The sequence below is a fragment of the Variovorax sp. 679 genome, assembly GCF_003952185.1.
In the GTDB taxonomy this organism is placed as follows: Bacteria; Pseudomonadota; Gammaproteobacteria; order Burkholderiales; family Burkholderiaceae_C; genus Variovorax.
This window is the reverse complement of sequence record NZ_RXFS01000002.1, coordinates 132450-157584: the sequence shown is the minus strand read 5'-3', so window position 1 is coordinate 157584 and position 25135 is coordinate 132450. Positions and strand designations below refer to the sequence as shown.

22 protein-coding genes are annotated in these 25135 nt (G+C 67.2%); 21 read left to right on the top strand and 1 reads right to left on the bottom strand.

The annotated features are described in order from the left end of the window. The first annotated feature begins 5 nt into the window (after nt 1-5). The 6 genes from orn (at nt 6) to EJO71_RS04670 (ending at nt 6699) form a co-directional block, all read left to right on the top strand. Nucleotides 6-602: an oligoribonuclease gene (gene orn, locus EJO71_RS04695; protein WP_125947909.1), complete on the top strand. Its 597-nt coding sequence runs from the start codon at nt 6-8 to the stop codon at nt 600-602. 255 nt (nt 603-857) lie between these two features. Beyond that, entirely contained in the window at nt 858-2744 is a 1887-nt protein-coding gene (locus EJO71_RS04690; protein ID WP_125947910.1) for a DEAD/DEAH box helicase, read from the top strand. 209 nt (nt 2745-2953) lie between these two features. Beyond that, nucleotides 2954-4027 carry an NAD/NADP octopine/nopaline dehydrogenase family protein gene (locus EJO71_RS04685; RefSeq protein WP_125947911.1) on the top strand — a complete coding sequence of 358 codons (1074 nt, stop codon included), beginning with the start codon at nt 2954-2956 and terminating at the stop codon, nt 4025-4027. Then, the gene (locus EJO71_RS04680) at nt 4017-5021 is read left to right on the top strand and encodes a 3-hydroxybutyryl-CoA dehydrogenase (protein WP_125947912.1); all 1005 of its coding nucleotides are present in this window, start codon (nt 4017-4019) and stop codon (nt 5019-5021) included. The genes EJO71_RS04685 and EJO71_RS04680 overlap by 11 nt, the downstream gene beginning before the upstream one ends. Next, on the top strand, nt 5018-5818 hold the full coding sequence (locus EJO71_RS04675; RefSeq protein WP_125947913.1) for an alpha/beta hydrolase: 801 nt from the start codon (nt 5018-5020) through the stop codon (nt 5816-5818). The genes EJO71_RS04680 and EJO71_RS04675 overlap by 4 nt, the downstream gene beginning before the upstream one ends. After that, nucleotides 5815-6699, top strand: a complete 885-nt coding sequence (locus EJO71_RS04670) for a zinc-binding alcohol dehydrogenase family protein (protein ID WP_125947914.1) — start codon at nt 5815-5817, stop codon at nt 6697-6699. Before EJO71_RS04675 ends, EJO71_RS04670 begins: the two co-directional genes overlap by 4 nt. 18 nt (nt 6700-6717) lie before the next feature. On the opposite strand, the gene EJO71_RS04665 is transcribed toward EJO71_RS04670, so the two are convergent. Then, nucleotides 6718-7197, bottom strand: a complete 480-nt coding sequence (locus EJO71_RS04665; RefSeq protein WP_125947915.1) for a MarR family transcriptional regulator — start codon at nt 7195-7197, stop codon at nt 6718-6720. 153 nt (nt 7198-7350) lie between these two features. Here EJO71_RS04665 and EJO71_RS04660 point away from each other — a divergent pair, with 153 nt between their 5' ends. From EJO71_RS04660 to EJO71_RS04590, 15 genes are all read left to right on the top strand, one after another. Continuing rightward, nucleotides 7351-9519, top strand: coding sequence for an indolepyruvate ferredoxin oxidoreductase subunit alpha (locus EJO71_RS04660; RefSeq protein ID WP_125947916.1), 2169 nt, complete (start codon nt 7351-7353; stop codon nt 9517-9519). A 4-nt stretch (nt 9520-9523) separates the two neighbouring features. After that, a complete protein-coding gene (locus tag EJO71_RS04655) occupies nt 9524-11029 on the top strand; it encodes an indolepyruvate oxidoreductase subunit beta family protein (protein WP_125948060.1) in 1506 nt (501 codons plus the stop codon). Between the two features lie 15 nt (nt 11030-11044). Further along, nucleotides 11045-12037 carry a PDR/VanB family oxidoreductase gene (locus tag EJO71_RS04650; protein WP_125947917.1) on the top strand — a complete coding sequence of 331 codons (993 nt, stop codon included), beginning with the start codon at nt 11045-11047 and terminating at the stop codon, nt 12035-12037. A gap of 31 nt (nt 12038-12068) precedes the next feature. Next, nucleotides 12069-13382, top strand: coding sequence for an aromatic ring-hydroxylating dioxygenase subunit alpha (locus EJO71_RS04645; protein ID WP_125947918.1), 1314 nt, complete (start codon nt 12069-12071; stop codon nt 13380-13382). Further along, complete coding sequence (locus tag EJO71_RS04640; RefSeq protein ID WP_125947919.1) at nt 13382-13873, top strand: aromatic-ring-hydroxylating dioxygenase subunit beta; 492 nt, start codon at nt 13382-13384, stop codon at nt 13871-13873. Before EJO71_RS04645 ends, EJO71_RS04640 begins: the two co-directional genes overlap by 1 nt. 14 nt (nt 13874-13887) lie before the next feature. After that, complete coding sequence (locus tag EJO71_RS04635) at nt 13888-15513, top strand: AMP-binding protein (protein ID WP_125947920.1); 1626 nt, start codon at nt 13888-13890, stop codon at nt 15511-15513. After that, nucleotides 15510-16685 (top strand): thiolase family protein, encoded by a 1176-nt coding sequence (locus EJO71_RS04630; RefSeq protein ID WP_125947921.1) that lies wholly within the window; start codon nt 15510-15512, stop codon nt 16683-16685. The genes EJO71_RS04635 and EJO71_RS04630 overlap by 4 nt, the downstream gene beginning before the upstream one ends. Then, nucleotides 16682-17935 carry an SDR family NAD(P)-dependent oxidoreductase gene (locus EJO71_RS04625; RefSeq protein ID WP_125947922.1) on the top strand — a complete coding sequence of 418 codons (1254 nt, stop codon included), beginning with the start codon at nt 16682-16684 and terminating at the stop codon, nt 17933-17935. Before EJO71_RS04630 ends, EJO71_RS04625 begins: the two co-directional genes overlap by 4 nt. A gap of 16 nt (nt 17936-17951) precedes the next feature. Beyond that, nucleotides 17952-18764, top strand: coding sequence for a cyclase family protein (locus EJO71_RS04620; RefSeq protein WP_125947923.1), 813 nt, complete (start codon nt 17952-17954; stop codon nt 18762-18764). Beyond that, nucleotides 18761-19495, top strand: coding sequence for an SDR family oxidoreductase (locus tag EJO71_RS04615; protein WP_125947924.1), 735 nt, complete (start codon nt 18761-18763; stop codon nt 19493-19495). Before EJO71_RS04620 ends, EJO71_RS04615 begins: the two co-directional genes overlap by 4 nt. Before the next feature lie 161 nt (nt 19496-19656). Then, nucleotides 19657-20823: an ABC transporter substrate-binding protein gene (locus tag EJO71_RS04610; RefSeq protein ID WP_125947925.1), complete on the top strand. Its 1167-nt coding sequence runs from the start codon at nt 19657-19659 to the stop codon at nt 20821-20823. Nucleotides 20824-20845: 22 nt separating this feature from the next. Further along, entirely contained in the window at nt 20846-21988 is a 1143-nt protein-coding gene (locus EJO71_RS04605; protein ID WP_125947926.1) for an ABC transporter substrate-binding protein, read from the top strand. Nucleotides 21989-22126: 138 nt separating this feature from the next. Further along, entirely contained in the window at nt 22127-23452 is a 1326-nt protein-coding gene (locus EJO71_RS04600; RefSeq protein WP_125947927.1) for an aromatic ring-hydroxylating dioxygenase subunit alpha, read from the top strand. Then, nucleotides 23449-23913 (top strand): aromatic-ring-hydroxylating dioxygenase subunit beta, encoded by a 465-nt coding sequence (locus tag EJO71_RS04595; RefSeq protein WP_125947928.1) that lies wholly within the window; start codon nt 23449-23451, stop codon nt 23911-23913. Before EJO71_RS04600 ends, EJO71_RS04595 begins: the two co-directional genes overlap by 4 nt. A 50-nt stretch (nt 23914-23963) precedes the next feature. After that, nucleotides 23964-25127 (top strand): ABC transporter substrate-binding protein, encoded by a 1164-nt coding sequence (locus EJO71_RS04590; RefSeq protein WP_125947929.1) that lies wholly within the window; start codon nt 23964-23966, stop codon nt 25125-25127. Nucleotides 25128-25135: the final 8 nt, after the last annotated feature.

The following is a 25135-nucleotide window of genomic DNA, read 5'->3' as shown; positions in this document are numbered from 1 at the left end:
CTGCGATGCCCGAATCCCTCGACCCGACGCCCCCCGCAGCCGCGCCCACCCTGAAGAAAAGCGACCAGAACCTGGTCTGGCTGGACTGCGAAATGAGCGGTCTCGACCCCGAAAAAGAGCGCCTGCTCGAAATCGCCGTGGTCGTCACCGGCCCCGACCTCACCCCCCGCATCGACGGCCCCGTGCTCGTCATTCACCAAAGCGATGCCGTGCTCGACGGCATGGATGCCTGGAACAAGGGCACCCACGGCCGCAGCGGCCTGATCGACAAGGTCAAGGCCTCCACCATCGACGAAGCCGCCGCCGAACAGCAATTGCTGGAATTCATCGCCAAGTACATTCCGCGCAGCGGCTCGCCGATGTGCGGCAACACCATCGGCCAGGACCGGCGTTTCCTGGTCAAGTTCATGCCCAAACTGGAGGCGTATTTCCACTACCGCAACCTCGACGTCAGCACCCTCAAGGAGTTGGCCAAGCGCTGGAAGCCCGCGGCCTACAACAGTTTCAAGAAGCAGCAGGCGCACACTGCGCTGGCCGATGTGCACGAGTCCATCGAGGAACTGGCGCACTACAGAGAGACCTTTTTGCGCCTCACGGATTGAGTCAAGGCCACGGATTAGGTGAAAACCCGAATCCGTGCCATAATCGCAGGCTTCGCTGATCGGGAAGGTATTTCAAGCCCGGCCAGCGTCTCTTGCATCTCCCTATCTTGCACACCGCGCCCGATCGCATTCGCTGATCAAAAAGGGCCGCAGCCTCGGGTACCAGCCCGAAGTTGAATGTCGTTGGATGGTTGATGTTTTTAACCACCAACGGGGCGCCGCCTACGGCAGCGCTCGCGTTTGAGATTGACATTCATGACCGACGCTTTTGAAGCGCAGGGCGAGTTCGCGCCTGTGCAATCCGCTACCCATAACGAATTCACCGCTGCCACGGACGCCGTGTCCGAGGCGCCCATCCTCGAGGCGCTCGACGCAGACGCCTCCGAAGCGACCGCGGCCGAAGAACCCGCCAAGCCCAACGGCTTCGTCAAGCTGGGCCTCGCGCCCGAGCTGATCGCCGCCGTGGCTGACATGGGCTTCACCCAGCCCACCGCCGTGCAGGAAAAGGTCGTTCCGATCGCCATGGGCGACCAGGATGGCGCGGCCAAGTCGACGCGTTTCGTCGACCTGATGGTCTCCAGCCAGACCGGCTCGGGCAAGACCGCTGCCTTCCTGCTGCCGGTGCTGCACACGCTGATCAAGCGCCAGGCCGAGGCAGAAGCCGAAGCCAAGGCTGAGTTCCAGCGCCTGGCCGCTGAAGCCGCAGCCCGCGGCGAAGCCCCGCCCAAGAAGGCGAAGCGCAAGGACCCGACCAACGCCCGCCATTTCAAGGCCGCCACCCCCGGCGCCCTCGTGCTGTGCCCGACGCGCGAACTCGCGCAGCAAGTCGCGCACGACGCCATCGAACTGGTTCGCCACTGCCGCGGCCTGCGCATTGCCAACGTGGTGGGCGGCATGCCCTACCAGCTCCAGATCGCCCGCCTGCAGAACGCCGACCTCGTCGTTGCCACGCCGGGTCGTCTGCTCGACCTGCAGCGCTCGATGCAGATCAAGCTCGACCAGGTCAAATTCCTGGTGGTCGACGAAGCAGACCGCATGCTCGACCTCGGCTTTGCAGACGACCTGGCCGAAGTCAACCAGCTCACCATCGAGCGCCACCAGACCATGATGTTCAGCGCCACCTTCGCGCCGCGCATCCAGCAACTGGCCGCCCGCGTGATGCGCGAGCCGCAGCGCGTGACCATCGACAGCCCGCAGGAAAAGCACGCCAACATCAAGCAGGTGCTGTTCTGGGCCGACAACGCCCAGCACAAGCGCAAGCTGCTCGATCACTGGCTGCGTGACACCAGCATCAACCAGGCCATCGTGTTCGCGAGCACGCAGGTCGAGTGCGACGGTCTTGCCAACGACCTGCAACAAGACGGCTTCAGCGCCGTCGCGCTGCACGGCGCGCTGAGCCAGGGCCTGCGCAACCGTCGCCTGATGGCGCTGCGCCAGGGCCAGGTGCAGATCCTGGTGGCCACCGACGTCGCTGCCCGCGGCATCGACGTGCCGACCATCACCCATGTCTTCAACTTCGGCCTGCCGATGAAGGCCGAGGACTACACCCACCGCATCGGTCGCACCGGCCGTGCCGGCCGCGACGGTATCGCCGTCACCTTCGCCGAGTTCCGTGATCGCCGCAGGATCATGGACATCGAGCACTACAGCCGCCAGCAGTTCAAGGCCGAAGTGGTGCCGGGCATGGAACCGCAACAGCGCATGCCGCAATCGCGTCCGCCGCAAGGTGAATTCCGCGGCGGCCGTGGCGACAACCATTCGCGCGACCGCAAGTTCGGTGGCGGCGGTGGTGGCTATCGCGGCGGCAACGGCGGCGGCTATGCCGGCGCCAGCGGCTTCAACGACCGCAATTCGCGCGGTCCGGCCGCACCGGGTCCGCGTGGTGGCTTCCAGGGCCAGAACGCCGGTTTCGGCGGCGGCCGTGACGAAGGCGGCAACAACGGCGGTGGCTACGGCCGCAAGCCGGGCTGGGGCGACAGCGCTCCGCGCGGCGGTCACGGTCATGGCGGTGGCCGCGGCGACGGCGGCTTCGCACCGCGCGAGGGCTTCGCGCCCCGCGGCAACGGTGCCGGCCACGGCGGCCCGGGCAAGGTGTTCGTGCCCCGCGACGCGCAAAAGCGTGCGTTCAAGCCCAGCCGCTGATCCTTCCAGGGCGGCCTGATAGTCGCTCCTCTCCGAAAGCCCGCGCTTCTCACGAACGCGGGCTTTTTCATTTCGGGTTTCCGAGCAGTCGGGTGTCGTTGAATTTGATTGACACCTGAATCGATGAAAAGTAATGTAATGGCGCATTACTTCTTCCGGGTCCGACCTTCGGCCGCCGGTTTATCGACACCTGCTTTTCGACTTTCGACATGAAAATTGCGATTCTTGGAGGTGGCCACGGCGCCTATGCGGCTGCCGCGGACCTGTCTGAAACCGGCCATGAAGTGCGCCTGTGGCGCCGCGACGCCGCCGCGCTCGAGCCGCTGGTGCGCGCCGGTGCAATCACCCTGAAGGACGCCGACGGCGCGCGCGAGGTGCCCATCGCACTCGCCACTGCCGACATCGGCGCGGCCCTGAAGGGCGCCGAGCTGATCGTCATCCCCACGCCCGCCATCGCCCAGCACGACATCGCGATCGCGATGGCTCCGCACTTGGCCGACGGACAGGTCGTGTTCCTTCCGCCGGGCACCTTCGGCAGCTACGTGATGGCGAAGACGGTGAAGGACGCCGGCAGCCGTGCCGACGTCGCCTGGGCCGAGACCGGCACCTTGCCTTATCTGGCGCGCAAGCATGGCGAGCGCGAAGTCAACGTCACCATTCGCGCCATCCGACTGCCGACGGGCGTGTATCCGGCCCGCAAGGAGGCGCAGGCCATCGAGGTGATCCGCAAGGCCTATCCGGCCGTGCATGGCTGCGGCGACGCACTTTCGGGTGCGCTGATGAATGCCGGCCCCGTCATCCACCCTCCGCTGATGGTGATGAACGCCGCGCCGCTGCAGCACTTCGAGCGCTGGGACATCCACAACGAAGGCACGCAGCGCGCCGTGCGCGACGTGACTGACCGGCTCGACCAGGAGCGCATCGCCGTGCGCGAGGCCTTCGGGCAGGGGGCGCCGCACTATCCGCTGGCCGATCACTACAACAACGACAAGTGGATGTACGGCGACGCGCACAAGCAACTCGTCAAGTCGGGTGACTGGCGCGAGAACATCGACCTGCACACGCACCGCTACATCACCGAGGACACCGAACTCGGCCTCGCATTCCTCGCCTCGGCCGCGCGCCATGCAGGCGTGGACGCACCCATCGCCCATGGCCTGCTGGCCATCGTCGGCGGCTTCCTCGGACGCGATCTGCGGCGCGGGCCTCGCACCTTCGAAAGCCTGGGTCTCGCCGGCCTGAGCACGGCACAACTCCAGCAGAGGCTGCACGATGGCGAATGACGCCGTGCTCCCCAGGTTCGCCGCGGTCGGCGCGGGCCGCATGGGGCGCGGCATCGCCATCGCGTTCGCATACGCCGGCCACCGCATTTCGCTGATCGACCTGCGCCAGCGCAGTGACGACGCATGGCAGCGGCTGCGCGACGAAGCCAGGGCCGAGATCGAGTCCAGTCTCTCCGGCCTTGCGCAGCTCGGCGTGATCGATGCATCGCAGATCGAGCGGATCGCCGCGCGCGTGGATATCGTCGACGCCGCGGCCGCACCGCGCGCGCTGGCTGCCGCCGAACTCGTGTTCGAGGGCGTGCCGGAAACCATGGAAGCCAAGCGCGAGGCCTTCGAGCACATCAACCGCCATTGCCGCGACGACGCGATCCTCACCTCGACCACCAGCAGCATCCTCGTAACGCAGCTCGCGTCATTGGTGCGGCTGCCGGAACGCTTCCTCAACATGCACTGGCTCAATCCGGCCTATGTGATCCCGGTGGTCGAGCTGAGCTGCCACCCCGGCACCAATGCCGCCGTGCTCGCGCGCACCAAGGCGCTGATGGAAGAGATCGGCAAGCTGCCCGTGGTCTGCGGCGCGTCGCCGGGCTACATCGTGCCGCGCCTGCAGGCGCTGGTGATGAACGAAGCCGCGCGAATGATCGAGGAGGGCGCCGCCTCCGCCGAGGAAATCGACAAGGCCACGCGCTACGGCCTGGGCCTGCGCTTCGCGGCGCTGGGCGTGGTCGAGTTCATCGACTTCGGCGGCTGCGACATCCTGCATCACGCAAGCCGCGAGATGTCGGCCTCGCTCGATGCCGGCCGCTACACCGCACCGGCCATCGTCGGGCGCATGGTCGAACAGGGACGGCTCGGCCTGAAGAGCGGCGGCGGCTTCTACGACTACGAAGGTCGCGATGTTGCTGCCTACCGGCGCGACGTGCTCTCGCGCACGCTCGGCGAACTGCGGCACGCTGGCCTGTGGCGCGCACCTGCCGACGAGACCTTGTCATGAGCATCCGCCGCGCCTTTGCCGAGCTGTCGGTGGGGCAGGTGCACTACGCGGCGTGCGGAAACGATTTCAGGGCGCCGGCCGTGCTGCTGCTGCACCAGTCGCCGCGCAGTTGGGCCGAGTATCGCGCGGTGCTGCCGCTGATCGGCATGCATCGCCGCGCCATCGCGATGGACACGGCGGGCTTCGGCGACTCGGCCGATGGAGGCGTGCCCGCGAGCATCGGGCAATGGGCGCGCGTGGCCTGCGAGCTGCTCGATGCACTTGGCGTCGCTCAGGTCGATGTGGTAGGGCATCACACCGGCGGCGTCATCGCGGTCGAGCTCGCGGCGGCGTTCCCGGAGCGCGTTCGCAGCCTGGTGCTGTCCTCCACGCCGTACACCGACGAACCGTTTCGCAAGGCGCGGGCACAACGCCCGCCCATCGACGAAGTGGCGCCCAGCGATGATGGATCGCATCTTGCGGCTCTGTGGCAGAAGCGCCAGGGCTTCTATCCACCGGGACGCCCCGACCTGCTCGAGGCCTTCGTGCTCGATGCATTGAAGGTCGCGCGCGTCGAGGAAGGCCATCGCGCCGTTGCGTCGTACCGCATGGAAGAGTGCATCGGCCGCGTCGTGCAGCCCGTGCTGATCGTTCGCGCTACCGAAGACCCATTCGCCTCGCCGCATGCCGTCGAATTGCAGCATCACCTGCCGCAGGCGCGGATCGTCGACATCGAGGGCGGCATGGTGCCGCTGCCCGACCAGATGCCCGAAGCCTTTGCACAGGCGGTGCTCGACTTTCTGGCGACGCTGCCGTGAAGGCCGTGCGCATTCACGGATTCAACACGGTGCCAGTGCTGGAGGATGTTGCCGATCCCGTCGCTCGGCCGGGCCGCACCATCGTGCGCATGGAGGCCGCGACGGTCGGTCACATCGACCGCACCGTGTGGCGCGGGAGCTTCCTGCGTCATCCGCCGTTGCCCTATACGCCTGGCGTGGAAGCCGCGGGCGTGGTCATTGCGAGCGGGCGCTACGGCGTCGGCCAGCGCGTTTGGCTTCGCGGCAGCGGGCTGGGCACACTCTTCGACGGCACCTGGTGCGAGCAGATCGACGCGCCAGACGAAGCACTGGGCCCGCTGCCCGACGCCGTTCCGATGACGCTCGGTGCGGCGTTCTTCTCGCCGACTACCTCGGCATGGGTGGCGCTGCACGAAGTCGCGAAGCTGCAAGCCGGCGAACAGGTGCTGGTGGCCGGTGCGAGCGGCGCCGTCGGCTCGCTCGTGATGCAACTCGCACGGGAGGCCGGTTGCACGGCGACAGCGGTGATTCCAGATGCCGCACCGCCTCTCGCTGCCAGTGCCGATCTGCTGATCGATACCGTCGGCGGAGATGTGCTCGCCAGGACGCTGCCGTCGGTGCGGCCCGGCGGGCGTGCCGTGCTGATCGGCTACACCGCCGGCCCGACGCTTTCGCTCGACATCGCGCACTTCCTGCAACGTGACGTTGCGCTTCTGCCTCTCAACATGTTTCGACGTGAAGTCGCGGGCCGTGTCGCCGCGCCCGGGCTGCTGGAGAGGTTGGCCGATGGCCGCCTGCATCTGGAAGTGCAGCTTTTTGCGCTTGCCGACGCGGCCGCCGCGCTTGACTGGATCACGCAGCGTGGCCATCGCGGTCGCGCGGTGCTCGTGCCCCGCCTCTGAGCCGGCGGGCGATCGCGCTCAGTCTTCTTCCGGCTCCTCGACCGGCACATGCACGTGCAGGTCGATCATCTGCCGCAGCGTCTGCTTGAGCTCTTCGGCGCGTCGCAACCCGAAGGGCTCGAGCACGCGCCGTTCATGCTCGCGCGCCAGTTCCATCAGGTGCTCGACCGCCTTCAGGCCCTTGCGCGTGATGCGCACCAGCGTGATGCGGCGATCACTCTCGTGGGGCAGGCGCTCGACCTGTCCGCGCGCTTCCATGCGGTCCAGCAGCCGCGTCACCGTGGGCTGCTTGGTCACGGTCACCTGCGCGAGCTGGCCGATGCTGATCGGCTCGCTGCCTGCGAGCGATGCCATCACGCGCCACTCCGACACGGAGAAGCCCTGCTGGCGCGCCACCTCGTGGAACTCAGAAGAGATCAGCTGGCTGGCCTGCGCCAGCAGCGCGGGAAGGTAGTCATCGACGAAGCGATGCGATTCGATGGGTTGTTCTTCAGCCATGAAGGCACCTCACAGTCTTCACAGTCGCCACGGGCACGCTGCTTGCTTGTCTAGGGTAATTCATGATTGTGGATACATTTATTTGTCAACATTATATGAACCGCGATGCAGCTCCCGAAGCCCATCGTCCCACGATAGACAACAAGGACCCAGATGGCCGAGCGTTCATTCGTTGAAGAAGTCAAGAAACTGCGGCTTTCTGGTGGGGAAGTCTTTCGTGGCGAGGGCATTCTGGCGGTCACCAAGGCCCTTCTGGAGTCAGGCGTTTCCTACGTGGCGGGCTACCAGGGGGCGCCCATCTCGCATCTGATGGATGTGCTGGCCGATGCGCAGGACATCCTTGCCGAGCAAGGCATCCGCTTCGAGAACAGCGCGAGCGAAGCCACTGCCGCCGCCACGCTGGCCGCTTCCGTCAACTACCCGCTGCGCGGCGCCGTCACCTTCAAGGCCACCGTGGGTACCAATGTGGCTTCCGACGCGCTGGCCAACCTGGCTTCGGGCGGCGTGACCGGTGGCGCGCTCATCATCGTGGGCGAAGACTACGGCGAGGGCTCGTCGATCATGCAGGAGCGCAGCCATGCCTTCGCGATGAAGTCGCAGATCTGGCTGCTCGATCCGCGTCCCAACCTGCCCAGCATCGTCGATGCGGTGAAGCAGGGCTTCGATCTCTCCGAGGCCAGCAACACGCCGGTGATGCTGCAGTTGCGCATCCGTGCGTGCCATGTGCATGGGCACTTCGTCGCGGGCGACAACAAGCGCGCGAAGTTCACGTTGAAAGATGCGCTCGAAAACCCGCAACGCGACGTCGGCCGCATCGTTCTGCCGCCCGCGAGCTTCGTGCACGAGCAGGAAAAGGTGAAGGACCGCTGGCCCGCCGCCGTGCGCTTCATCGAGGAGCGCAAGCTCAACGAGTTCTTCTCGGAGGACGCCGACGACATCGGCATCATCGTGCAGGGCGGCAGCTACAACACGCTGCTGCGCGCGCTGGAGCGCCTGGGCCTGGCCGACGTGTACGGCAACACGCAGGTGCCGCTGTACGTGATGAACGTGGCCTACCCCGTCATCGACAGCGAGGTGATCCGCTTCTGCAAGGGCAAGCGCGCCGTGCTGGTCGTGGAAGAGGGGCAGCCCAACTTCGTCGAGCAGAACCTCGCGACCATCCTGCGCCAGGCCGGCTCCACCACCGTGCTGCACGGCAAGGACATGCTGCCGGTGGCCGGCGAGTACACGGCGGCCGAACTTCTCAAGGGCTCGCGCAGTTTCTGCGAGCGCTACGAACGCCTCGCGCCGCTGCCGGTGCCGGCGCCGGTTCGCAAGGTGATTCCGCTGATCGAGGTCGCCGAATCCGCGCCGCCTTCCACGTCGCTCGGCGAAGTCGTGCACGCCCGCCCGCCGGGCTTCTGCACCGGCTGCCCCGAGCGTCCCATCTTCAGCGCGATGAAGCTGGTCGAGCGCGAACTCGGCCCGCACCACGTCAGCGCCGACATCGGCTGCCACCTGTTCTCCATCCTGCCGCCCTTCAACATCGGCAACACCACCATGGGCTACGGCCTGGGCGGCGCGGGTGCCGCGGCGCTCAACGCGCCCGCCGGCAAGCGCGCGATCTCGATGATGGGCGACGGCGGCTTCTGGCACAACGGCCTCACCAGCGGCGTTGCGAACGCGGTCTTCAACAAGAGCGACAACCTCACCATCGTCGTCGACAACAACTACACCTCGGCCACCGGTGGGCAGGACATTCTCTCGTCGAACGCGGTCAACAAGACCCGCAGCACCGGCCACGAGATCGAGCGCGCCGTGCGGGGCGTGGGCGTCGAGTGGGTGAAGACGATGCGTCGCACCTACGACATCGCCGGCATGCGCGACGCGCTGAAAGAAGCGCTCACCACGACGAAGAAGGGCCCCAAGGTCCTGATCGCCCAGTCGGAGTGCATGCTCAACAAGCAGCGCCGCGAGAAGCCGCTGGTGCGCAAGGCCATCGCCGATGGCAAGCGCATGGTGCGCGAGAAGTTCGGCGTCGACTCCGACACCTGCACCGGCGATCACTCCTGCATCCGTCTCTCGGGCTGCCCGTCGCTCTCGATCAAGCCCAACCCCGATCCGTTGCGCACCGACCCGGTCGCGACCGTGCTCGACAGCTGCGTGGGCTGCGGCGTGTGCGGCGAGGTCTCGCACGCCGCGGTGCTGTGCCCTTCGTTCTACAAGGCGCAGATCGTGAGCAACCCCAGCCGCTGGGACCTGCTGCGCGAGCGCGTGCGTGCGGCCGTCATCGGCTGGCTGCAGCGCGGCGAGGCGCGTCGTCGTGATGCCTATGCCTTCTGAAGCGATGACGAAGAACGCACAACCGATCAAGATCGCGATCCTCGCCATGGGCGGGGAGGGCGGCGGCGTGCTCGCCGACTGGATCGTCGACATGGGCGAGGCCAACGGCTACGTCGCGCAGACGACCTCGGTGCCGGGCGTGGCCCAGCGCACCGGCGCCACCATCTACTACGTCGAGCTGTATCCTGCGGCGCAGGCCGAGGCCGACGGCGGGCTGCCGGTTCTCGCGCTGATGCCGCTGCCGGGCGACGTCGACGTGGTGCTCGCATCGGAACTCATGGAGGCGGGGCGTGCAGTCCAGCGCGGCCTCGTCACGCGCGACCGCACCACGCTGATCGCGTCCACGCACCGCGTGTTCTCCATCGCAGAGAAGAGCGCGATGGGCGATGGCCGCGTCGACAGCGATCAGCTCCTTGCGCACACCGGCAGGGCCGCCAGGCGTTTCATCCGCTTCGACATGGCGCAGGCGGCCGAGGCCTCCGGCAGCGTGATCAGTGCCGTGCTCTTCGGCGCGCTCGCGGGTTCTGGCGTGCTGCCGTTCAGCCGTGTGCAGTTCGAGGCGACCATCGAGCGCGGCGGCGTGGGCGTGAAGCCCAGTCTCAAGGCTTTCGGCGCGGCATTCGCGCGGGCACAGCACGGTGACGATGAGCCGACGGAAGAGACGCCGGCTGCCGTGTCGGTGCCGCAGCCGCGCCATCCGGCCGTGCGTGCACTCGTCGAACGCGTGCAGCGCGACTTCCCGCTGCCCGCACAAGACCTGCTGCTCGAAGGCGTCCGCCGCCTGATCGACTACCAGGACCTCGCTTACGCAAGCCTCTACCTCGACCGCATGGCCGCCGTTGCCGCGCTGCCGGGCAGTGACAACCACCGCCTGCTGCGCGAAACCGCGCGCCACCTCGCGCTCTGGATGTCCTATGAAGATACGGCCCGCGTCGCAGCCCTGAAGACCCGCGCCACCCGCTTCGAGCGCGTGCGCGGCGAGGCCCGCGTGCAGCCGGGCCAGGTGCTTGCCATCAACGAGTACATGCACCCGCGCCTGCAGGAAATCTGCGAGACCCTGCCCGGCGGCATCGACCGCTGGTTGATGAACTCGACGCTGCCGAAGAAGCTCGTCGAGCGCTTCACGCAGCATGGCCGAGTGATCCGCACCAGTTCGCTGCGCGGCTACCTCATGCTGCGCATGGTGGCGGCATGCAAGCGCTGGCGCCTGTCCACGATGCGCTACGCCGAGGAAAACCGCCGCATCGAGGAATGGCTGCAGCGCATCGCCGCCACCGCGCAGCGCAATCCCGAACTCGCCGTGGAGCTGGCCCAGTGCCAGCGCCTGGTGAAGGGCTACAGCGACACGCACGAGCGCGGCATCCGCAACTACGACACCGTGATGCGTGCCTTCGAACGCGCCGGCACTGCGCTCGCCCCGGCCACGCTGCGCGAACTGCGCGACGCGGCACTGGCGGACGAACATGGCCACAAGCTGCAGGCCGCGCTGGTGCAGCACGCACTGGCCTGAAGAGACGAGACGAAGATGACCGCACCCTCAGCCACCCTCTCGCTGCGCGTTGCCGAAGCGCGAACATTGAATCCGCTGATCCGCATGCTGTGCCTGCGCGCCGAAGACGGCCGCGCGCTGCCCGGCTTCGCGGCCGGCGCCCACATCCGCGTGCAGGTATCGCTGCCCGACGGCAAGACCGATTGGCGCCACTACTCGCTCATCAACTTCGATACCGCGCGCAATGCCACCAATGCGCCCACCGAGTACGTGATCGCCGTGCGCAAGGAAGACGAAGGCCGCGGCGGCTCGCGCTTTATGCACGAGCAGCTGAAAGAGGGCGACATCATTGCCATCGAAGCGCCGAAGAACGACTTTCCGTTGCACACAGGCCCCGGCGGTACTGTGCTGGTGGCAGGCGGCATCGGCGTAACGCCGCTCGCGACCATGGCCGCCTGCCGCCGCGCGGAGGGCGCTGCCGTGCACATGCACTACGCCGGCCGCAGCCGCGACCTGATGGCCTTCCTGCCCGAGCTGCAGTCCCTGCTGGGCGACGACCTGCGTGTGCACGCCGACGCCGAAGCTGGTACTCCGCTCGACATCGGCGCGCTGCTCGACAGCGTGCCGGCCGGCGATCGCCTCTACGTCTGCGGTCCCAAGGTCATGCTCGACGCCGTGCTGAAGCGTACCCAGGCGCGCGGCTGGGAACACGACCGCGTGCACTTCGAGCTCTTCACCGAACCCGTCGCGGAAGAGGGCGACCAGCTTTTCGAGGTGGAGCTTGCCCAGTCGGGCCAGCGCTTCACCGTGCCGGCGGACCAGAGCATCCTCGATTGCCTCATCGAACACGGCTGCGATCCGATGTTCGACTGCAAGCGCGGCGAGTGCGGCGTGTGCGCCGTGCCTGTGCTCGAAGGCGAGATCGACCACCGCGACTACGTGCTCACCGCCCGTGAGAAGGCGGAGGGCAACGTCATGCAGATCTGCATCTCGCGAGCCAAGGGTGCGCGGCTGGTGCTGGACATCTGAAGCAAGGATGAAGCAAGGAGACACGAGCACCATGACCTCGTACCGAGACAACCCCGAAGCCATCCGCGCGCTGGTGCAGAACGACCGCGTGCACCGCGACCTCTACACCAGCCAGGAGCTCTTCGAGCTGGAGCAGGAGCACTTCTTCGCGAACACCTGGAACTACGTCGGCCACGAGAGCCAACTGCCCAAGCCAGGCGACTGGATCAGCAACGAGATCGCGGGGCGCCCGCTGATCATCGTTCGCCACTCCGACGGCAGCGTGCGCGCGATGATGAACCGCTGCGCCCACAAGGGCTCCCGCCTCGTCAACGGACCCTGCGGAAACACCGGCAAGTTCTTTCGCTGCCCGTACCACGCCTGGACCTTCAAGACCGACGGCGCGCCGCTGGCGATTCCGCTGAAGACCGGCTACGAGAACACCCAGCTGCACGAGTGCGAATCGGGCAAGGGCCTGACCACCGTGAAGCACGTGCGCAGCCATCGTGGCTTCATCTTCGTGAAGATCAACGATGCCGGCCCGGACTTCGACGAGTACTTCGGCGACTCGCTGAGCTCCATCGACAACATGGCCGACCGTTCGCCTGAAGGCGAGCTCGAAATCGCCGGCGGCTGCCTGCGCTTCATGCACCAGTGCAACTGGAAGATGTTCGTCGAGAACCTCAACGACACCATGCATCCGATGGTGGCGCACGAGTCCTCGGCCGGCACAGCCAAGCGCATGTGGGCCGACAAGCCCGAGGACGAGCCGAAGCCCATGGCCGTGGAGCAGTTCGTGCCCTTCATGTCCGACTACAAGTTCTTCGAGGACATGGGCATCCGCACCTACGACAACGGCCACAGCTTCACGGGCGTGCACTTCAGCATCCACAGCAAGTACAAGGCGATCCCCGCGTACGACGACGCCATGAAGGCGCGCTACGGCGAGGAGAAGACGGCGCAGATCCTCGGCATGGCACGGCACAACACCGTGTACTACCCGAACCTCACCATCAAGGGCGCGATCCAGGCGATTCGCGTGGTCAAGCCGATCTCGGCCGACAGGACGCTGATCGAGAGCTGGACCTTCCGCCTCAAGGGCGCGCCGCCCGAGCTGCTGCAGCGCACCACCATGTACAACCGCCTCATCAACTCGCCGTTCTCGGTTGTAGGTCACGACGACCTGCAGGCCTACAGAGGCATGCAGGCAGGACTGCACGCGAGCGGCAACGAGTGGGTGAGCCTGCACCGCGACTACGACCCGGCCGAACTCAAGGGCGGCGAGATCACCACGGGCGGCACCAACGAGCTGCCGATGCGCAACCAGTACCGCAGCTGGGTGCAACGCATGACGGAGACGATGTGATGGCCAACGCCGCGGAAGTCACCCGACAGCAGCTGATCGACTTCGTCGTGAATGAGGCGCACCTGCTCGACATACGCCGCTACGAGGAGTGGAACGCGCTCTTCACCGACGACGCCTTCTACTGGATTCCGCTGGTGCCCGACCAGGAAGACGGCCTCAACCACACCTCGCACCTGTACGAAGACAAGCTGCTGCGCGACCTGCGCATCGAACGCCTGAAGAGCCCGCGCGCCTTCTCGCAGCAGCCACCGAGCCGCTGCCACCATCTGCTGCAGGTTCCGGTGGTCGAGCAGTTCGACCCGGAAGCCAACCGCTACGTGGTGCGCACCTCGTTCCACTACACCGAGTCGCAGGGCGACGAGTTGCAGTTCTACGTCGGCACCTTCTTCCATCACCTCACGATGCAGGACGGCGCGCTGCGGATGACGCTCAAGCGCGTCAACCTGCTCAATTGCGACGCGGCCCTGCCGGCCGTGCAGCTCTTCATATGACAGGGACGAAAGCGATGCCACGCGCCACCGTCCATCAAGTCTTCGCGGCCACAGCGGCGCGTACGCCGCAGGCCGAGTTCCTGTTCACCGAATCGGTGACCGCCGCCGCCTACGGCATCGAAGCGGGCGCCATCCGCTGGGGCGATGCCGCCGAGCGGATCGAGCGGCTGCGTGCCGCCTACGCGCAGGCCGGCTACGGCCACGGCCACCGCGTCGGGCTGCTGCTGGAGAACCGGCCCGCTTTCATCTTCCACTGGCTTGCGCTGAACGCACTGGGCGCGAGCGTGGTGCCGATCAATGCCGAGATGCGCTCGGCCGAGCTGGTCTACCTGATCGGTCACAGCGAAATCGGCCTGGCCGTGACGCTGCCGGAGCGCGCGGCCGACCTGTGGGCTGCGGCGGCACAGGCTGGCATCGACTTCGAGACGATGGGGCCCGACGACGCCGTGCCGCTTGCGAAGACCGCAGCGCCGCGCGCCCACGAGCCCGTCGGCGTCGATACCGAATGCGGCCTGCTCTACACCTCCGGCACCACCGGTCGCCCCAAGGGCTGCATCCTGAGCAATGCCTACTTCCTGCGCGCAGGCGAGTGGTATGCGGCGCTCGATGGCGTCTGCAGCATCCGCCCCGACATGGAGCGAGTCATTACGCCGCTGCCGCTCAACCATATGAACGCGATGGCCTTCTCCACCATGGTGGTGCTGGTTGCGGGCGGTTGCCTGGTGCAGCTCGACCGCTTCCATCCGAAGACCTGGCTGGCGAGCGCGAAGGAAAGCTGCGCGACCATCGTTCACTACCTGGGCGTGATGCCAGCGATGCTGCTGTCCGCGCCCGCGTCTGCGGCTGATCGTGACCACGCCATCCGCTGGGGCTTCGGCGCCGGTGTGGACCGCAAGAACCACGCGCCTTTCGAGGAGCGTTTCGGCTTCCCCTTGGTCGAGGCCTGGGCCATGACCGAGACCGGCGCGGCCGCTTGCATCATGGCCAATCGCGAGCCTCGTCTGGTGGGTACCAGCTGCTTCGGCCGGCAGGAAGACTTCGTCGAGATCCGCCTGGTGGGCGAGGATGGCAACGACGTCGGCGTCGATGCGCCGGGTGAGCTGCTGGTGCGTTCGTCAGGTCCTGACCCGAGGCGTTATTTCTTCTCCGGCTACCTGAAGGACGAAGAGGCCACGCGCGAAGCCTGGGCCGGCGGCTGGTTCCACACCGGCGACCTCGTGCGCCGCGATGCCGAAGGCAACTTCTTCTTCGTCGACCGCAAGAAGAACGTGATTCGCCGCAGCGGCGAGAACATCTCCGCCGTCGAGGTCGAGAGCGTGCTCAACCAGCATCCGGCCGTGAAGACTTCAGCGGTGGCTGCCACGCCCGACGAAGTACGCGGCGACGAGGTGCTGGCCTGCATCGTGGTTCGCGAAGGTGTCGATGCCTCGCAGCGCGATCAGGTCGCGGCCAGCATCGTCGAGCACGCCCTGGCGCAGCTGGCGTACTACAAGGCGCCGGGCTACGTCGCCTTCGTCGATGCGCTGCCGCTCACGCCCTCGCAGAAGATCCAGCGCGGGCAGCTGCGCGAGATGGCTCAGTCGCTGCCGGGCCAGGGTCATTGCATCGACACGCGAGCCATGAAGAAGAGGCAGGCATGACGACGAAACGACGGCTTTCCTACGAAGGCGTGGCGGTCGCGGTGCCCGTCACCGTGCCCTATGTGCGCTATTCCACGCGCACCGCACACTGGTTCATCGGCCAGGCTGTCGAGGCGCTTGTGCAGGCGAGCGGCGTTGCCAAGGAGCAGATCGACGGCCTGTGCCTCAGCAGCTTCTCGCTCGCGCCCGACACGGCCGTGGGCGTCACGCAGCACCTGGGCATGTCGCCGCGCTGGCTCGACCATGTGCCCACCGGTGGTGCCTCGGGCGTGATGTGCCTGCGCCGTGCGGCGCGGGCGGTGCAGGCGGGCGACGCGGACATCGTCGCTTGCGTGGGCGCTGACACCAACCACGTCGACTCCTTCCGCCAGACGCTCGGCAGCTTCAGCAACTTCGCGCGGGACGCGAGCTACCCCTACGGCTCGGGCGGCCCGAACTCGATCTTCGCGTTCATCACCGCCAACTACATGCGCACCTACGGCGCCAGGCGCGAGGACTTCGGTCGCATCTGCGTGAACCAGCGCACCAACGCGCTGGGCAACCCCAACGCGATGTTCAAGAAGGCGCTGACGCTCGACGAGTACATGGCCGCGCGGCCCATCTCCGACCCGATCCATCTGTTCGACTGCGTGATGCCCTGCGCCGGCGCCGACGCCTTCCTCGTGATGAGCGAGGAGCGCGCGCGCGACCTGGGCCTTGCACACGTCGTGATCCGCGGCGCCATCGAACGCCACAACGCCTACGCCGAAGACCCGGTGATGGTGCAGGGCGGCTGGCGCAAGGACCGCGACGATCTCTACGCGCAGGCCGGCATCCAGCCCGCAGAACTCGACTTCGTGCAGACCTACGACGACTACCCCGTCATCGTGATGATGCAGTTCGAGGACCTGGGCTTCTGCGAGAAGGGCGAAGGCCCGGCCTTCGTGCAGGCCAACACCATGACCTTCGACGGCAGCTTTCCGAACAACACCAGCGGCGGCCAGCTCTCGGCAGGGCAGGCAGGCGCTGCGGGCGGCTTCCTCGGCATGGTCGAGGCGATCAGGCAACTCACCGATCAGGCCGGACAACGCGCCGTACCGAATGCCCAGTCGGGCCTCGTCGCCGGCTTCGGCATGGTGACCTACGACCGCTGCCTGTGCACAGGCGCGGTGATCCTGGGGAGACCCGCATGACGATGCCCTTGATGCGCCCCCCGCGCAAGAACCCGGTGCTGCGCACCCGGCAGATGAACCTGCCGCCCGGCGCGCGTGGCCGCGTGGCGCTCGGCCTTACCGCTGCCGCAGCCGAAGGCCGCTTCGAACTGCAGACCTGCGAAGACTGCGGCACGGTGCAGTACCCGCCGCGCGAGGTCTGCCACAAGTGCCTCTCGGCCGCGCTGCGCTGGCGCGAGCAGAGCGGCGAGGGCGAACTGCTCGGCAGCACGACGCTGCATCACAGCAACGACCTGTTCTTCCGTGAGCGGCTGCCCTGGCGGCTGGGCCTGGTGCACCTGGATGCCGGCCCCACGCTCATGGTCCACCTGCACGGCGAGGTCGGCGATGCGCCGCAGCGCGTGCGTGTCGGCGCCCGGCTCGACCGCGCCGGCCAGGCCGTTCTCATTGGTTTTCCGAACGAAGGGAGTCCCCACATGGCCGACGACAAGATGCTCCGCGAAATGACCAGCGACCCCAAGTTCCGCAAGGTGCTGGTGACCGACGGCAAGACCGAGACCGGCCAGGCCATCGTGCGTGCGCTGGTGAAGGCCGGCGCCGACATCGTCTGGGTCGGCCATGCCGAGCCCTGGAAGAAGATGGGCGACGGGCTCGACGACATCTCGGCGCTGCCCCCGGTCACGCTGGTGCCGCTGGACCTGACCAACGGCCGCCAGGTGACGGAGCTTGCCGGCTCCATCGGCGGCAAGGTCGACATCGTCATCAACAACGCGGAGGTGCACCGCACCTTCGGCATCGGCGCACGGCGCGGCACGGACGTGGCCAAGGCCGAGATGGACATCAACTACTTCGGGCTGCTGCGCCTCGCGCAGGAGTTCGGGCCCGCCCTGAAAGGCCGCTCGGCCGACGGCGTGACAGGCGCGACCGCCTGGGTCAACCTGCTGTCGATCTATGCGCTGAGCAACTTCCCGCCGCACGGCACCTTCAGCGCCTCGAAGGCAGCGGCGCACTCGCTCGCGCAGTGCTTGCGCGCAGAGATGCGGCCGGCCGGCATCCGCGTGATCAACGTGTTCCCCGGGCCCATCGACGACGAGTGGAACCAGCACACGCCGCCGCCCAAGCTCGCGCCCACCGCGCTGGCCAATGCCATCGTGAAGGCGCTGCGCGACGGCGTGGAAGACGTGTACCCCGGTGACGTGGCGCAGGAGTGGCTGGAGCGCTGGCGCGACAACCCCAAGGTGCTCGAGCGCGAACTCGCTGCAGGCGGCTGAGACAGGAGCCACACGAATGACCACGACAACCGAACTGATGTCCACCGCCGAGATCCTCGGCGGCCTGGTGACCGCCATGGCCAGCGGCCGCATCCGCGTGATCGACCTCACGCAGACGCTGACGCCCGAGTTCCCGCAGATCGCGCTGCCGCCCGAGATGGGCCAGTGCTGGCCCTTCCGCATCGAGGAGGTGTCGAAGTACGACGAGCGCGGACCCGGCTGGTATTGGAACAACTTCTCCTGCGGCGAACACACCGGCACGCACTTCGACGCGCCGATCCACTGGATCTCGGGCCGCGACCTGCCGAACAACTCTGTCGACACCATTCCCGTGCAGCACTTCGTGGCGCCGGCCTGCGTGATCGACTGCTCGCCACAGGTGAAGGACGACCCCGACTACCTGCTCACTCTCGAGGACATCGAGGCCTACGAGGCCGCGCATGGCCGCATCCCGAAGGGCGCGTGGGTGCTGATGCGCACCGACTGGTCCAAGCGCACCGACCCCGAGGCCTACCAGAACTTCGACGAGACGGGCCAGCACACGCCGGGCCCGAGCACTGCCGCCGTGCGATTCCTGGTCGAGCAGCGCGATGTGCTGGGCTTCGGCTCGGAGGCCATCGGCACCGATGCGGGGCAGGGCTACCACCTGCGCCCGCCGTACCCCTGCCACTACTACATGCACGGCGCGGGCCGCTACGGCCTGCAGTGCCTGAGCAATCTCGATTTGCTGCCTGCGGCCGGTGCGGTGCTGATCTGCCCGCCGCTGAAGATCGAGAAGGGCAGCGGCAGCCCGTTGCGGGTGCTGGCGCTGGTGGGGGCCTCGGCATGACCGGCGCTGCACCCAAGGTCGCGGCCGTCACCGGCGGCAGCGCCGGCATCGGCAAGGCCATCTGCGAAGACCTGCTGGCGCAGGGCTACGAGGTGGTGTCGCTCGCGCGCCGTAAGGCGGAGATCGACCACCCGAAGCTGCACAGTATCGAGGTCGACCTGAGCGATCGCGCCGCCACGGGCGAGGCGGTGCGGGACTTGGTGACGCGGTTCTCGCCGACCACCATCGTGCACAACGCGGGCGTCATCCGTGCAGCGCTGCTGCCTGAGGTGAAGCTCGAAGACCTCGACGCGCTGGTCGACCTGCACCTGGGCTGTGCGATCCAGCTCGTGCAAGGTGCATTGCCCGCGATGCGTGCACAGCGCTTCGGCCGCGTGGTGCTGCTGTCCTCGCGCGCCGCGCTGGGCCTGGCCACGCGCACCAGCTATTCGGCCACCAAGGCCGGCATGCTGGGCATGGCGCGCACCTGGGCGCTGGAGCTCGCGGCCGACGGCATCACGGTGAACGTGGTGGCACCGGGGCCCATCCGTACAGACATGTTCTACGACGTGGTCGAGGCCGGCAGCGAGAAGGAACGCGCTCTCGCGGCCTCGGTGCCCGTCAGGCGCCTCGGCGAATCGGCCGACGTGGCACGCGCCGTGCGTTTCTTCGCCGATGCCGACAACAGCTTCATCACCGGCCAGGTGCTGTACGTGTGCGGCGGCACCAGTGTCGGAAGTCTGGCACTTTGAAATGACCCCCAGTCTTCGTGCACTTCGTGTCGCTACGCCAACCCCCTTCCAGGGGGCAACACCTGCGCCCCGGCAGAGCCGGCTCCGCGGTGTTTCGCGAAATGGCGTGGCGGTGTCGTTTTCCTTTTCGTCCTCCCTTTGACAACCTCTGGAGCATCGTCATGAAAGTCCTGAACCGAATTCGCACACTCGCTGCCATTGCGGCGGGCCTCGGCGCGCTGAGCGCCGCGGGCGCCTGGGCCGCCGATCTCAAGGTCGGCTTCATCACTTCGATGTCGGGGCCGGTGTCGTCGCTCGGCATTCCGTACGACAAGGGCATGAAGGCCGCGGCCGCCTACAAGTCGGAGGTCGGAGGCCGCAAGGTCCAGGTGATCCAGCTCGACGATGCATCCGACCCGTCCACGGCCGCGCGCAACGCGCGCAAGATGATCGAGGAGGACAAGGTCGACGTCATCATCGGCACGGCCGGCGCGCCGGGCTCGCTGGCCATCGCCGGCGTGGCGCGCGAGACGAAGACGCCGCTGATCTCCATCGCCAACGCCGACCTGGCCGGTGAGGAGGGCGCGTGGATGGTGACGTTGCCGCAGCCTGCGCCGCTGATGATGGGCGCGATGGTCGAGAAGATGAAGCAGGCCGGCGTGAAGACGGTGGCCTACATCGGCTACTCCGACGCCTGGGGCGACCTGGTGTACGACGCGCTCATGAAGTCGGCGCCCGCCGCCGGCATCAAGGTGGTGAGCAACGAGCGCTATGCGCGCAGCGATTCGTCGGTGGCCGGCCAGGTGCTGAAGATCGTGGCGCTGCGCCCCGACGCGGTGATCACCGGCGCCTCGGGCACGCCGGGCGCGCTGCCGTATCTCGCGCTCACCGAGCGCGGCTACAAGGGAAAGATCTACGGCATGCATTCGCTGATCAACCCCGACTTCATCCGCGTCGGTGGCCCGTCGGTCGAAGGCCTGCTGGCGCCCACGGGCCCGGTGGTGGTGGCCGAGCAGCTGCCCGACAACAACCCGATGAAGAAGATCGCGATGGACTTCCGCTCGGCCTACCAGAAGGCCAACGGCGCTCCACCCACCGACACCTTCTCGGCCTACAGCTTCGATGCATGGCTGATCTACCTCGACGCGGCGCAGCGTGCGCTGGCTAGCAAGGCCGAGCCCGGCACGCCGCAGTTCCGCCTGGCGCTGCGCGATGCCATCGTCAGCACCAAGGAGCTGGTGGGCACGCACTCGGTCTACAACTTCAAGCCGACCGATCGCTACGGCTCCGACGATCGCTCGCGTGTCGTCGTGAAGCTCGAAAAGGGCCAATGGAAGCTGGTTCCCTGAGATCACGGACAAGAAAGCCGACATGAAAAAGATCACCCGCTTGCTGGCCGCCACGGCCGTTGCCCTGGCCGCGGCGCAGGCCACCGCCGCCGACCTGAAGATCGGCTTCATCAGCTCGCTCTCGGGGCCGGTGGCCGCGCTGGGCGTGCCCTACGAGAAGGGCATCCGCGCCGCCATCGCCGAGCGTCCGGAGATCGCCGGGCGCAAGGTGCAGCTCATCGTGCTCGACGATGCCTCCGACCCCACCACCGCCGGGCGCAATGCGCGCAAACTGGTGACCGAGGACAAAGTCGACGTGCTCATCGGCACCTCGGGCGTGCCGGGCGCGATGGCCATCGCCTCGGTGGCGCGCGAGCTCAACACGCCGCTGATCTCGCCCACGCCGGTGACCATCGCCGGCCCCGAGGGCGCGTGGACGGTGACGGTGTCGCAGCCGTTCCCGCTCATGGTCGCGGGCGTGGTCGATCGCATGAAAAAGTCGGGCGTGAAGACGGTGGCTTTCATCGGCTTCTCCGATGCGCTGGGCGATCTGGCCTACGACTCGCTGGTCAAGAGCGCCGATGCCGCCGGCATCAAGGTGGTGGCGAACGAACGCTATGCGCGCAGCGATTCGTCGGTGGCCGGGCAGGTGCTGAAGATCGTCGCGGCGCGGCCCGACGCGGTGTTCGCGGGCAATTCGGGCACGCCCGGCGCGCTGCCGTACATCGCGCTGTCCGAGCGCGGCTACAAGGGAAAGATCTATGGCACGCACGGCCTTATCAATGCCGACTTCGTGCGCGTGGGCGGCGCTTCCATCGAAGGGCTGCAGGTGCCCAGCGGCCCGGTGCTGGTGGCTGACCAGCTGCCCGACGCCAACCCGATCAAGAAGGTTGCGATGGGCTTTCGCAACGCCTACCAGAAGGTCAACGGCGCGGTGCCGACCGATGCCTTCTCGTCGTACACCTACGACGCCTACCTGCTGCTGGCCGACGCGGCCTCGCGCACCAAGGGCGAGCCGGGCACACCGGCCTACCGCACGGCGCTGCGCGATGCCATCGTGGGTACGAAGGAGCTGGTGGGCACGCATGGCATCTATACCTTCAAGCCCGACGACCGCTATGGCTCCGACCAACGCGGCGTGGTCATCGTGCAGATGACCAAGGGACAGTGGAAGCTGGTCCCGTGAACAAGCTCGCCCCCAGGCTGCGCGCACTTCGTGTCGCTTCGCCAACCCCCTACCGGGGGCAACACCTGAGGCCCGGCAAAGCCGGTTCCTCGGTGTTCCGCGAATTCGCGTGACGCGACCCGAATCAGGAGCACATCCATGACCACCTACCGCAACCGCCCCGATCTTGTCGCGGCGCTGGTCCGGAACGACCGGGTGCACCGCGACCTGTACCTCAGCGAGGAGCTTTTCGCGCTGGAACAGGAGCATCTGTTCGCCAGCACCTGGGTCTTTCTCGGCCATGCGAGCCAGGTGCCGGATCCGGGTGATTTCGTCACGCAGGAGATCGCGGGGCGACCGTTGCTCATGGTGCGCCAGCCCGATGGCGAGGTGCATGTGCTCTACAACCGCTGCGCCCACAAGGGCACGCAGCTGGTGACGGACGAGTGCGGCAACACCGGCCGCTTCTTCCGTTGCCCGTATCACGCCTGGACCTACAAGCTCGACGGCGCGCCGCTCGGGCTGCCGCTGAAGAACGGCTACGAGGGCACGCAGCTCAAGGCCTGCGAGTCGGGGCAGGGGCTGTCGGTGGTGAAGAACGTGAAGGTGTACCGAGACTTCGTCTTCGTGCGGCTGTCGGACACCGGACCTTCGTTCGACGACTACTTCGGCGAGGTGCTGGGTGCGCTCGACAACATGGTCGATCGTTCGCCCGAGGGCAGGCTGACCGTGGGCGGCGGCGTGCTGCGCAACATCGTCCACTGCAACTGGAAGATGTACCTGGAGAACATCAACGACACGGTGCACCCGATGTCCACGCACGAGTCGGCCACCAAGGCGGCCGAGGCGCTGTGGGAGGGCCATGCGCCAACGGACCCCAAGCCGATGGCGATGGAGCAGATATTGCCCTTCGGCTCGGGCTACGAGTTCTTCGACAGGATGGGCGGACGGGTGTTCGCCAACGGCCACAGCGTGCTGGGGGTGAACTTCAGCATCCACTCCAACTACGCGCAGCTGCCGGAGTACGAGGCCGCGATGCGCGCCGCGCACGGTGAGGAGCGGGCCGCCGAGATACTGCAGCGATCGCCGCAGAACTCGGTCTTCTTTCCGAGCCTGTCGGTCAAGGGCTCGCCGCAGGCCATCCGCGTGATCCGCCCGCTGGCGGCCGACCGCACGCTGATCGAGGCCTGGAGCTTCCGCGCGGCCGGGGCGCCCTCGCTGCTCTTCGAGCGGGCCATGAGCTACAACCGGCTCGTGTTTTCGCCGATGTCGGTGGTCGCGCACGACGACGTGCACCTGTTCGAGAGCATCCAGCAGGGCCTGCGCGCCGGCGGTAATGAATGGGTGAGCCTGCATCGCAACTACGACCCGGCCGAGACGCAGCAAGCCACGGTCACCACCAACGGCACCAACGAGCTGCTGATGCGCAACCAGTTCCGCGCCTGGGCGAAGGCCATGGCGGCGGGCATGGAGGCCACGGCATGACGGACCCGCGCGATTTCGTCGCCCACGAGGCGGCGCTGCTCGACGAGCGGCGCTTCGACGACTGGCTGGCCCTGTTCGCGGAAGACGGTCACTACTGGGTGCCGCTGCTCGGCGCGGCGCAGGCCGATCCGTTCTCGCACAACTCTCTGGCGTACGAAGACCGGCTCTTGCTGCAGTTGCGCGTGGACCGTCTGAAGAACCCGCGCGCGCATTCGCAGCACCCCGCGAGCCACAGCCAGCACGTGCTGCAGCCTTCGCGCATCGAGCGCGAGGAGGGCGACGAGGCATGGCTGCGTACGCCGTTTCTCTACGTGGAGGCGCGCGGCGAAGGCCAACTCATGCTGAGTGGCACCGCGCGCCATCACCTCGTCCGCACATCCACCGGCTGGTCGATCCGCGAGAAGCGCGTCGACCTGCTCAATGCCGGGCGCGCGTTGCCGGCCATCCAGCTTTTCATCTGAGTTACCCAACCACCTCTGTTCATTCCAACAATCCTCACCGGAGCTACGACATGAAGAGCCTGATGCAGACCCTGACGCGCGGCACCCTCGCCGCCGCGCTGACCGCCTGTGGCATAGCGAGCGCGTTCGCGGCCGACCTCAAGGTCGGCCTCAGCGTGTCGCTGTCGGGGCCGAACTCCTCGCTGGGCGTGCCTTACGCCAAGGGCATGCAGGCCGCACTGGCCTACAAGCCGGAGGTGAACGGCCGCAAGATCCAGCTCGTGGTGCTGGACGACGGCTCCGACCCCACCACGGCCGGGCGCAACGCGCGCAAGCTGATCGAGGACGAGAAGGTCGACGTGCTCATGGGCACATCGGGCGTGCCGGCCGCCATCGCGATGGCGCAGGTCGGCAAGGAAGCGAAGACGCCGATGATCGGCCTCACGCCCATCCTGCTCGACCCCAACGAAAACCCGTGGGTGATGACTGTGGCACAGCCGACGCAGCTGATGATCGACGCGGTGGTCGAGCGCATGAAGCGCAACAACGTGAAGACCGTGGGCTACATCGGTTTCTCCGACGCCTGGGGCGACCTGGTGTACGACGCGCTGATGAAGGCCGCGCCCGGCGCAGGCATCAAGGTGGTGAGCAACGAGCGCTATGCGCGCTCCGACGCCTCGGTGACGGGGCAGGTGCTGAAGATCGTGGCACTGCGCCCTGACGCGGTGATGACCGGCGGCGCCGGCACGCCGGGGGCACTGCCGTTCCTTGCATTGCAGGAACGCGGCTTCAAGGGCGGCGTGTACGGCCAGCACGGCCTGATCAACCCCGACTTCGTGCGCGTGGTCGGCGCGGCCGGCCAGAACGCGCTGATGCCCACCGGCCCGGTGATCGTGGCTGAGCAGCTGCCGGACGAGTACCCGACCAAGAAGATCGCGACCGACTTCCGTGCCGTCTTCCAGAAGGTCAACAACGCACCGACCAGCGATGCTTTCTCGGCCTACTCGTTCGACGGCTGGCTGGTGTTCGCCGATGCCGCCTCGCGCGCGATGAAGAAGGCCGAGCCGGGCACGCCCGAGTTCCGCGTGGCGCTGCGCGACGCCATCTTCAGCACGAAGGAAGTGGTGGGCACGCACGGCGTCTACACCTTCAAGCCCGGCAGCCTCTACGGCGTGGACGAACGCGCCCGGGTGATCGTCAAGCTCGACAACGGCCAATGGAAGCTCGCACCTTGAACCTCATG

What these genes read in the sequence shown, in the direction of transcription:
- EJO71_RS04620 (WP_125947923.1), top strand. Translation starts at nt 17,952, where the DNA reads ATGACCACGACAACCGAACTGATGTCCACCGCCGAGATCCTCGGCGGC.
- EJO71_RS04615 (WP_125947924.1), top strand. Translation starts at nt 18,761, where the DNA reads ATGACCGGCGCTGCACCCAAGGTCGCGGCCGTCACCGGCGGCAGCGCC.
- EJO71_RS04610 (WP_125947925.1), top strand. Translation starts at nt 19,657, where the DNA reads ATGAAAGTCCTGAACCGAATTCGCACACTCGCTGCCATTGCGGCGGGC.
- EJO71_RS04630 (WP_125947921.1), top strand. Translation starts at nt 15,510, where the DNA reads ATGACGACGAAACGACGGCTTTCCTACGAAGGCGTGGCGGTCGCGGTG.
- EJO71_RS04605 (WP_125947926.1), top strand. Translation starts at nt 20,846, where the DNA reads ATGAAAAAGATCACCCGCTTGCTGGCCGCCACGGCCGTTGCCCTGGCC.
- EJO71_RS04640 (WP_125947919.1), top strand. Translation starts at nt 13,382, where the DNA reads ATGGCCAACGCCGCGGAAGTCACCCGACAGCAGCTGATCGACTTCGTC.
- orn (WP_125947909.1), top strand. Translation starts at nt 6, where the DNA reads ATGCCCGAATCCCTCGACCCGACGCCCCCCGCAGCCGCGCCCACCCTG.
- EJO71_RS04685 (WP_125947911.1), top strand. Translation starts at nt 2,954, where the DNA reads ATGAAAATTGCGATTCTTGGAGGTGGCCACGGCGCCTATGCGGCTGCC.
- EJO71_RS04590 (WP_125947929.1), top strand. Translation starts at nt 23,964, where the DNA reads ATGAAGAGCCTGATGCAGACCCTGACGCGCGGCACCCTCGCCGCCGCG.
- EJO71_RS04680 (WP_125947912.1), top strand. Translation starts at nt 4,017, where the DNA reads ATGGCGAATGACGCCGTGCTCCCCAGGTTCGCCGCGGTCGGCGCGGGC.
- EJO71_RS04595 (WP_125947928.1), top strand. Translation starts at nt 23,449, where the DNA reads ATGACGGACCCGCGCGATTTCGTCGCCCACGAGGCGGCGCTGCTCGAC.
- EJO71_RS04660 (WP_125947916.1), top strand. Translation starts at nt 7,351, where the DNA reads ATGGCCGAGCGTTCATTCGTTGAAGAAGTCAAGAAACTGCGGCTTTCT.
- EJO71_RS04625 (WP_125947922.1), top strand. Translation starts at nt 16,682, where the DNA reads ATGACGATGCCCTTGATGCGCCCCCCGCGCAAGAACCCGGTGCTGCGC.
- EJO71_RS04675 (WP_125947913.1), top strand. Translation starts at nt 5,018, where the DNA reads ATGAGCATCCGCCGCGCCTTTGCCGAGCTGTCGGTGGGGCAGGTGCAC.
- EJO71_RS04655 (WP_125948060.1), top strand. Translation starts at nt 9,524, where the DNA reads ATGACGAAGAACGCACAACCGATCAAGATCGCGATCCTCGCCATGGGC.
- EJO71_RS04665 (WP_125947915.1), bottom strand. Translation starts at nt 7,197, where the DNA reads ATGGCTGAAGAACAACCCATCGAATCGCATCGCTTCGTCGATGACTAC.
- EJO71_RS04600 (WP_125947927.1), top strand. Translation starts at nt 22,127, where the DNA reads ATGACCACCTACCGCAACCGCCCCGATCTTGTCGCGGCGCTGGTCCGG.
- EJO71_RS04635 (WP_125947920.1), top strand. Translation starts at nt 13,888, where the DNA reads ATGCCACGCGCCACCGTCCATCAAGTCTTCGCGGCCACAGCGGCGCGT.
- EJO71_RS04645 (WP_125947918.1), top strand. Translation starts at nt 12,069, where the DNA reads ATGACCTCGTACCGAGACAACCCCGAAGCCATCCGCGCGCTGGTGCAG.
- EJO71_RS04650 (WP_125947917.1), top strand. Translation starts at nt 11,045, where the DNA reads ATGACCGCACCCTCAGCCACCCTCTCGCTGCGCGTTGCCGAAGCGCGA.
- EJO71_RS04690 (WP_125947910.1), top strand. Translation starts at nt 858, where the DNA reads ATGACCGACGCTTTTGAAGCGCAGGGCGAGTTCGCGCCTGTGCAATCC.